7 protein-coding genes are annotated in these 7,126 nt (G+C 64.8%); all 7 read right to left on the bottom strand.

All coding sequences use genetic code 11. The annotated features are described in order from the left end of the window. On the bottom strand, positions 1-184 hold a 184-nt coding region (locus JaAD80_RS18835; protein WP_146012423.1), incomplete at its 3' end, for a DUF4880 domain-containing protein. An 8-nt stretch (positions 185-192) separates the two neighbouring features. Then, positions 193-699 carry a sigma-70 family RNA polymerase sigma factor gene (locus tag JaAD80_RS18830; RefSeq protein WP_258003084.1) on the bottom strand — a complete coding sequence of 169 codons (507 nt, stop codon included), beginning with the start codon at positions 697-699 and terminating at the stop codon, positions 193-195. 159 nt (positions 700-858) lie between these two features. Further along, complete coding sequence (locus tag JaAD80_RS18825; RefSeq protein ID WP_102296277.1) at positions 859-1,350, bottom strand: DUF3617 family protein; 492 nt, start codon at positions 1,348-1,350, stop codon at positions 859-861. Positions 1,351-1,418: 68 nt separating this feature from the next. Next, positions 1,419-3,713, bottom strand: a complete 2,295-nt coding sequence (locus JaAD80_RS18820; RefSeq protein WP_102296275.1) for a xanthine dehydrogenase family protein molybdopterin-binding subunit — start codon at positions 3,711-3,713, stop codon at positions 1,419-1,421. Then, complete coding sequence (locus JaAD80_RS18815; protein WP_102296273.1) at positions 3,710-4,744, bottom strand: xanthine dehydrogenase family protein subunit M; 1,035 nt, start codon at positions 4,742-4,744, stop codon at positions 3,710-3,712. Before JaAD80_RS18815 ends, JaAD80_RS18820 begins: the two co-directional genes overlap by 4 nt. Next, positions 4,741-5,313 (bottom strand): (2Fe-2S)-binding protein, encoded by a 573-nt coding sequence (locus JaAD80_RS18810; protein ID WP_102296271.1) that lies wholly within the window; start codon positions 5,311-5,313, stop codon positions 4,741-4,743. The genes JaAD80_RS18815 and JaAD80_RS18810 overlap by 4 nt, the downstream gene beginning before the upstream one ends. Before the next feature lie 320 nt (positions 5,314-5,633). Then, complete coding sequence (gene pyk, locus JaAD80_RS18805) at positions 5,634-7,094, bottom strand: pyruvate kinase (RefSeq protein WP_102296269.1); 1,461 nt, start codon at positions 7,092-7,094, stop codon at positions 5,634-5,636. Between the last annotated feature and the right edge of the window lie 32 nt (positions 7,095-7,126).

Genomic DNA, 7,126 nt, shown 5'->3' with positions numbered 1-7,126 from the left:
CGCTGGCCAGGGTGCTGCACACCAGCTCGGCCCGCTGCCACGCCGCTTCATGCGCGGGGTCGCTGGCGCGCCAGGCCTGGAAGGCCAGTTGCTCATCCGGCTGCAAGGCGCCCGCATGCAGGCGCACCAGCCACTGCGCCGCTTCGCGCGCGACACGCGGCGCAATGGCTGTCGCGGCCGCCATGCTGGCGCTCACAGGATCAGCAGGATGCAGCGCTCGAAGGCCTGCACCATGTAGCGTTTGATGCTGCGCTCGCTCACGCCAAGGCGCTGAGCAATCTCCGCATAGCCGAGGCCATCGACATGCGCCAGCAGAAAAGCGCTGCGCACAAGCGGCGGCAAGCCGTCGAGCATGGCATCGATGCGCTGCAAGGCTTGCAGCACGATCAAGCGCTCCTCGGGCGACTGCATCAGCAGATCAGGCTGCTGCGCCAGGGTTTCCAGCCATGCTTGCTCCAGCGACAGGCGCCGGTAATGGTCGATCAGCAGGCGCTGCGCCACGGTGGTGAGGTAGGCGCGCGGCTCACGCAAGGTCTGGCGGCCGTCGTGCGGCGCCGTCAGCAGGCGCACGAAGGTATCTTGCGCCAGGTCGGCCGCATGGTCGGCGCACTGCAGCTTGGCGCGCAGCCAGCGCATCAGCCAGCCGTGATGGTTGCTGTAGATGACGGCTATCGACTCGCTGGACTGCGCAATACTCACTGGGGACTCCGTTGCGCCCGATGCGAGGCGCGGCCTGGATGATGGCCGGCTGAAAATCCGCCGACTCAATTGATAATAGTTCTCATTATCACAAATCATCACGCCCGGCGTCAATGCCGGCGCCGTTTCGCGCCTGGAAACTGTTGTTTCGCGCAGCGTCTAGCGCTTGCTATAGATACTTTTCATCACCATGCCACTGCGCATCTTCTTTGCACCGGGCGCCAGCCCGGCCGGGCATGCACCCTGGAATTCCCCGGTCAGTGCCATGCGCTGCACTTCGCTCTTGCCGTTCAGTTCCATGGTGGTATCGGCAGTCAGCGTGTATGCCTTGTTCAGGTCACCGTTGAAGCTGCCCGCCAGCCTGGCGCCAGGACAACTGGATTGAAAAACGTAACTATCGCCATCGCGGTGTTGTGATTCAATCGTGCATTCCTGCTCGAAGTCGCTCCACAAATCATCGTCGATCAGGCGGTCGCGTTCGTGGTCGACGCAGATCTCCCAGGAAAACGGCGACGTGGCCGGCGTCACCTTCCACAGCCCGGACGCGCGTTGCAAACGCTGCGCCGGCTCCGCCGCCGAAGCGGCAATGGCGGCCGTGGCGGCGCACAGGGATAGAATGGCCATCAATATCAGGGGCGCGCTACGCGTCATGAGGCAGTCTCTTTCGGCAAAAATGCTGAATATAGCAAACGGCGGCGTGCGCCCGCCGCACGATACGCTCAGTGCCGCATCACCTTGTCGGGCGTCATCGGCGTGCTGCGCAGGCGGCGGCCCGTGGCGTGGTAGATGGCATTTGAAACGGCCGCAGCCACGCCAACGATGCCGATTTCGCCCACGCCCTTGGCGCCCAGGCGGCTGACGATGCGGTCATCTTCCTGCACGAAGATAACCTCGATGGCGTGGATGTCGGCATTCACGGCCACGTGGTATTCGGCCAGGTTGTGGTTCATGAAGCGCCCCAGCCCATGGTCCATCAGGGTTTCCTCGTGCAGGGCCTGGCTGATGCCCCATACCACGGCGCCGCTGACCTGGCTGGCGGCCGTGCGGGGATTCATGATGCGTCCCGCCGCCACGGCGCTGACGACGCGCGTGACTTTCACCGTGCCCAGTTCCTCGTCCACGCGCACTTCGCAAAACACGGCCGAATGCACGGCGCGCGTGTATTTGCGCTGCTTGAGCATATTCGGCAGCAGCAGGTATTTTTCCGCGATCTGGCTGACCTCGGCCGCCCGCAGCACGTCCGTCAGTGCCATGCCCGTTTCGTGCGCGCGGCGCAGGCGCATGCGCCCTTCCGCGAACTCCACGTCGGCCAGGCGCGCGCCGGAAAACGGTGAATCTGGCAGCTGGCTGGCCAGCTTGAACAGGGATTTTTTCAGTTTCTCGCAGGCGCCCTGCACGGCCGAACCTACCGTTGCCACATGCGAGGAACCGCCCTCGACGGGCGCCACCGACAGGGTCGAGTCGCCCAGCTGGAAGGCGACCATTTCCAGCGGCAGGCCCAGTGCCTCGGCGGCGATGGTGGCCATGACGGTGTACGTGCCGGTGCCAATATCGGTGGCCGCGCTGCTGACCAGCAGACGCCCATCATCGTGCAGCACGGCGCTGGCGCGCGCGAACATCTGCATCGCATCCCAGATGCCGGTGGCCATGCCCCAGCCCACCCATTCCGTGCCTTCCCGGCGGCTGCGCGGCGCCAGCGGGCGGGTGCTCCAGCCAAAGCGCGCGGCACCTTGCGCATAGCAGGCGCGCAGCTCCTTGCTCGAATATGGCAAGCCGTCGACGGGATTCGACTCCGCGTAATTTTTCAGGCGCAAGGCCAGCGGGTCCATGCCCACGGCATACGACAATTCGTCCATCGCCACCTCCAGCGCGTGCACGCCGTGCGCCGCACCGGGCGCGCGCATGTCCATGGGGCTGAACTGGTCGAGCGCCACCAGCTGGTAGCCCAGGCGGATATTTTCGCACGCATACAGCTGCCCGGACCAGTTGACCACCGCTTCCACATAGTCTTCAAAACGCGACGTTTCCGCCACTGCCTCGTGCCAGATGGCTTGCAGGACGCCGTCGCGGCTGGCCGCCAGTTTCACGCGCTGCCAGGTCTCGGGGCGGTGGCCAAAGGTGAACATCTGCTGGCGCGTCATCGCCACGCGCACGGAGCGCTGCCATTTCAATGCCGCCATCACGGCCAGCGGCAGCTGGTACTGGGGCCGCAAGCCGGCACCGAAGGCGCCGCCCACATAGGGATTGCGCACGGTGACTTTCGATTTCGGCAGGCCGAACACGCGCGACACGTACCAGCGGCTGTTTTGCGAACTTTGCGTCTTGTCGTAGATAGTCAGGTGGCCGTCGGCGGAACGGATCACGGTGGAGGCAAACAGCTCCATGGGATTATGGTGCTCGACGCCGCTGTAAAATTCGGCATCGATGCGGCAATCGGCGGCCTGCCAGGCTTGCTCGGCATGGCCTTTTTCGTCAGGCGGCGGCGTGTAGCCGGCTTTCAGCCCTTTCGGCTGGTGCATCCGCGCCAGGTGGGGCAGCAAGCCCGTTGCATGCGGCTGCTGTGCATACTCCACCTGCACCAGCGCCGCCGCATGGCGCGCCGCCTCGAAGGTGTCGGCCAGCACCAGCGCCACGGGCTGGCCGTTGCTGACGATGTGTTCATCGTACAGGGGCCGGAACGGCGCGCCGCCGGGGGCCGTCATGTCCTTGTAGAACAGGTCGTAACTGCGCATCTTCGGCCGGTTCTGGAACGTGATGACGTCCACCACGCCAGGCTGGGCCAGCGCCGCGCTGGTGTCGAACGAGACGATGCGGCCCCGCGTGATGGTGCTGTTGACCACCACGCCGTACAGCAAATCGCCGGCGGGCATTTCCGCCGCATAGCGCGCCGCGCCCGTGACCTTGTCGCGGCCATCCACGCGCGCGACGGGCATGCCCGTCTTCACATGGCCGGTGCCCGGCTCGGCCACGGGGGTGCGCAGTTCCGCAATCAAGCCTGTCGTCGATGCGCTCATGCCGCTCCCCTTGTCATCACGGTGCTGCCATGGCCGGTGTTGTTGTGGGTACCCGCCACCGCCATCGCCAATGCCCGCACGATGGAGCGCCGCGCCATGAGAATTTTAAAATCGTTGCCGCCCTGCCCCTGCGCTCCCTCCAGCAGGCGGTCGGCAAAGGCGGCAAAGCGCGCCGCATCGGGCGCACCCTGCAGCAGCGCTTCCGCTTGCGGCACGCGCCACGGCTTGTGCGCCACGCCGCCCAGCGCCACCCGTCCTTCGCGTATCAGCCCGTCCTCGCCGATATCGAGCATGGCGGCCACCGACACCAGCGCGAACGCGTAGGAAGTGCGCTCGCGCAGCTTCAGATAAATGGAGTGGGCGGCAAACCGCGGCGCCGCCGGCAGCGCGATGTGCGTGATCAGCTCATCGGGCGCCAGGGTGGTGTCGATGTGCGGCTGCTCGCCGGGCAGGCGGTGAAAATCGCCAAAGGCGATGGTGCGCTCGCCCTCCTGCGTGGCCACGTGCACCACGGCGTCGAGGACGCGCAAGGCCACGCACATGTCGGAGGGATGCGTGGCGATGCACGATGGGCTGGCGCCCAGGATGGCATGCTGGCGCGACAGGCCGTCGATGGCCGGGCAGCCGCTGCCAGGCGCACGCTTGTTGCATGGCACGCCCACGTCATAGAAATAATGGCAGCGCGTACGCTGCAGCAGGTTGCCGCCATTGCTGGCCATGTTGCGGATCTGCGGCGAAGCACCGGCCAGGATGGCGGCGCTGAGCAGCGGATAGCGCTCCAGCACCAGCGGGTGGTAGGCCGTGGCCGCATTGCGTGCCAGCGCGCCCAGCAGCAAACCGCCATGCCCATCGTCTTCGATGGTATCGAGCGCGAGGCGGTTGATGTCGATCAGCCGTTGCGGCAGCATCACGCGCTCTTTCATCAGGTCGATCAGGTTGGTGCCGCCGGCAACAAAGCGCGCGCCTTCCGCGCGGATCTGCGCCAGCGCGGCGGGCACGTCGAACGGCACCACGAACGAGAGCGGGTTCATGCTGGCACCACGCCGGCCGGCGCACCGGCGCCGCCGTCCTGTGGCTCAGCAGGCAGTTGCATCACCTCGGCCAGCGCGTCGACGATTTGCGGATAGGCGCCGCAGCGGCAGATGTTGCCGCTCATTAGCTCGCGCACTTGCGCCCGCGTGTGCGCCTGCCCCTCGTTGATCAGCCCCATGGCGGAACACAGCTGGCCCGGGGTGCAGTAACCGCATTGAAAAGCGTCATGCGCGATGAAGGCCTGCTGCAGCGGATGCAGCTGCGCACCGTCGGCCATGCCCTCGATCGTCGTGACGTCGCGCCCTTCCTGCATCAGCGCCAGGGTCAGGCAGGAATTGATGCGCTTGCCGTCCACCAGCACCGTGCAGGCGCCGCACTGGCCATGGTCGCAGCCCTTCTTCGTGCCCGTCAGGTCCAGGCGTTCGCGCAGCAGGTCAAGCAGACTGACCCACGCTTCCACATACAAGTGATGCCGCTGGCCATTGATCCCCAGGCTGAGCGGATACAGGGGAACGGGCGGCGCGGCCTGCCGGGCGGCAGGCGGTGAGGTAGCTAAGCGGGTATCCATGGCAAACCCTTCATGACGAATCGTGGGGATGCCTGGATAGTAAGATTGTAGCGAAGGTTCTTATATGCGCTTACGCACATATGGAAAATTGAGGGGATAAGCGCGCGGCATGCGGGACTGTGCAGGTCCGGCTGAAAGACAAGCATATGAGCGCCATGCCTGACGGGGCAGCTTGCCATGCACCGATATGGGTGGCGCTGCTGACCTTGATGACTTCGGTGGCTATAGTCGGCTTACGCGCGCAGCGCTAAGCCGACCTACGCCTGCCTACGCCGGCCTGTGCCGACGTATTTGCAGGCTGATCAACCGGCAAGCGCCGCTCAGTGCTGCCCGATTTTCATGATTTTCAGCGCATTCGTGCCGCCGACCTTGCCCATCGGCTCGCCCCAGGTCAGCACGACGGTGTCGCCCTTGGCCACGACTTTATGTTCCACCAGCAAGTCTTCCGCCTGCTGCAAGACCTTGTCGCGGTCCGTGCCGGAGGTCAGTTCCAGGGTGCTGACATTGCGGTACAGGGCCAGCTTGCGGCGCGTGCCCACGCTTGGGGTCAGGGCGACGATGGGGATGTCGATGTTGCAGCGGCTCATCCACAGTGCCGTGGAGCCCGATTCCGTGAGGGTGGCAATCGCCTTCACGCGCAAATGGTGGGCCGTAAACAGGGCGCCGTAGGCAATCGACTGGTCGATGCGCGAGAACGTGGCGTTGAGGAAATCGGCGTCCAGCTTGCAGGTGTCCCACTTTTCCGCATCCAGGCAGATGGCGGCCATGGCTTCCACCGTTTCGATCGGATAGCGGCCCGAGGCCGTTTCCGCCGAGGTCATGACGGCGTCCGTGCCGTCCAGCACGGCATTGGCCACGTCCGACACTTCCGCGCGGGTCGGCACGGCGTTGACGATCATCGATTCCATCATCTGCGTGGCCGTGATCGCCAGTTTATTTGACGCGCGCGCCATCTTGATCATGCGCTTTTGCAGGGCCGGCACGGCCGCGTTGCCCACTTCCACGGCCAGGTCGCCGCGCGCCACCATGATGCCGTCGGACGCATCGAGAATTTCTTGCAGGGCGGGAATGGCTTCCGCACGCTCGATCTTGGCGATCATCATCGGCTTGTGGTCCCACGCTTCGCCGGCGATATTCGCCAGTTGGCGCGCCATGACCATGTCGGTGGCGTTTTTCGGGAACGAGACGGCCACGTAGTCGGCCTGGAAGCTCATCGCCGTTTTCACGTCTTCCATGTCTTTCGCCGTCAGGGCAGGCGCGGACAAGCCGCCACCCTGGCGGTTGATGCCCTTGTTGTTCGACAACTCGCCGCCGATCTTGACGGTGGTGTGGATTTCGCTGCCGACGACTTTATCGACCGTCAGCACGATCAGGCCGTCGTTGAGCAGCAATACGTCGGCAGCACGCAAGTCGCGCGGCAATTCCTTGTAGTCGAGGCCGCAGCGCTCGATGTTGCCCAGTTCGCCGTTCTCGCCCCACTTGGCGTCGAGGATGAACTTGGCGCCGTTGACGAGGAAAATCTTGCCTTCTTCAAACTTGCCCACGCGAATCTTCGGGCCTTGCAAGTCGGCCATGATGGCCACTTCGCGGCCGCACAGGGCTGCTGCTTCGCGCACCATGCGGGCGCGGTCGATATGGTCTTGCGCCTTGCCATGCGAGAAGTTCAGGCGCACGACGTCGACGCCGGCCTTGAACATGCGGACCAGGGTATCGATATCGTTCGAAGCGGGGCCGATGGTGGAAACGATCTTGGTGGCGCGTTGCTGTACTTGCATGGTCATGGTGTGCTGCTTTCTATTAATGAGTCGTGTTG

The organism is Janthinobacterium sp. AD80 (genome assembly GCF_002878455.1).
Classification (GTDB): domain Bacteria; phylum Pseudomonadota; class Gammaproteobacteria; order Burkholderiales; family Burkholderiaceae_D; genus Janthinobacterium.
The sequence above is the reverse complement of the archived record's forward strand: the minus strand, read 5'-3'. Positions and strand labels throughout refer to the sequence as shown.

What these genes read in the sequence shown, in the direction of transcription:
- JaAD80_RS18825 (WP_102296277.1), bottom strand. Translation starts at nt 1,350, where the DNA reads ATGACGCGTAGCGCGCCCCTGATATTGATGGCCATTCTATCCCTGTGC.
- JaAD80_RS18820 (WP_102296275.1), bottom strand. Translation starts at nt 3,713, where the DNA reads ATGAGCGCATCGACGACAGGCTTGATTGCGGAACTGCGCACCCCCGTG.
- JaAD80_RS18815 (WP_102296273.1), bottom strand. Translation starts at nt 4,744, where the DNA reads ATGAACCCGCTCTCGTTCGTGGTGCCGTTCGACGTGCCCGCCGCGCTG.
- JaAD80_RS18810 (WP_102296271.1), bottom strand. Translation starts at nt 5,313, where the DNA reads ATGGATACCCGCTTAGCTACCTCACCGCCTGCCGCCCGGCAGGCCGCG.
- pyk (WP_102296269.1), bottom strand. Translation starts at nt 7,094, where the DNA reads ATGACCATGCAAGTACAGCAACGCGCCACCAAGATCGTTTCCACCATC.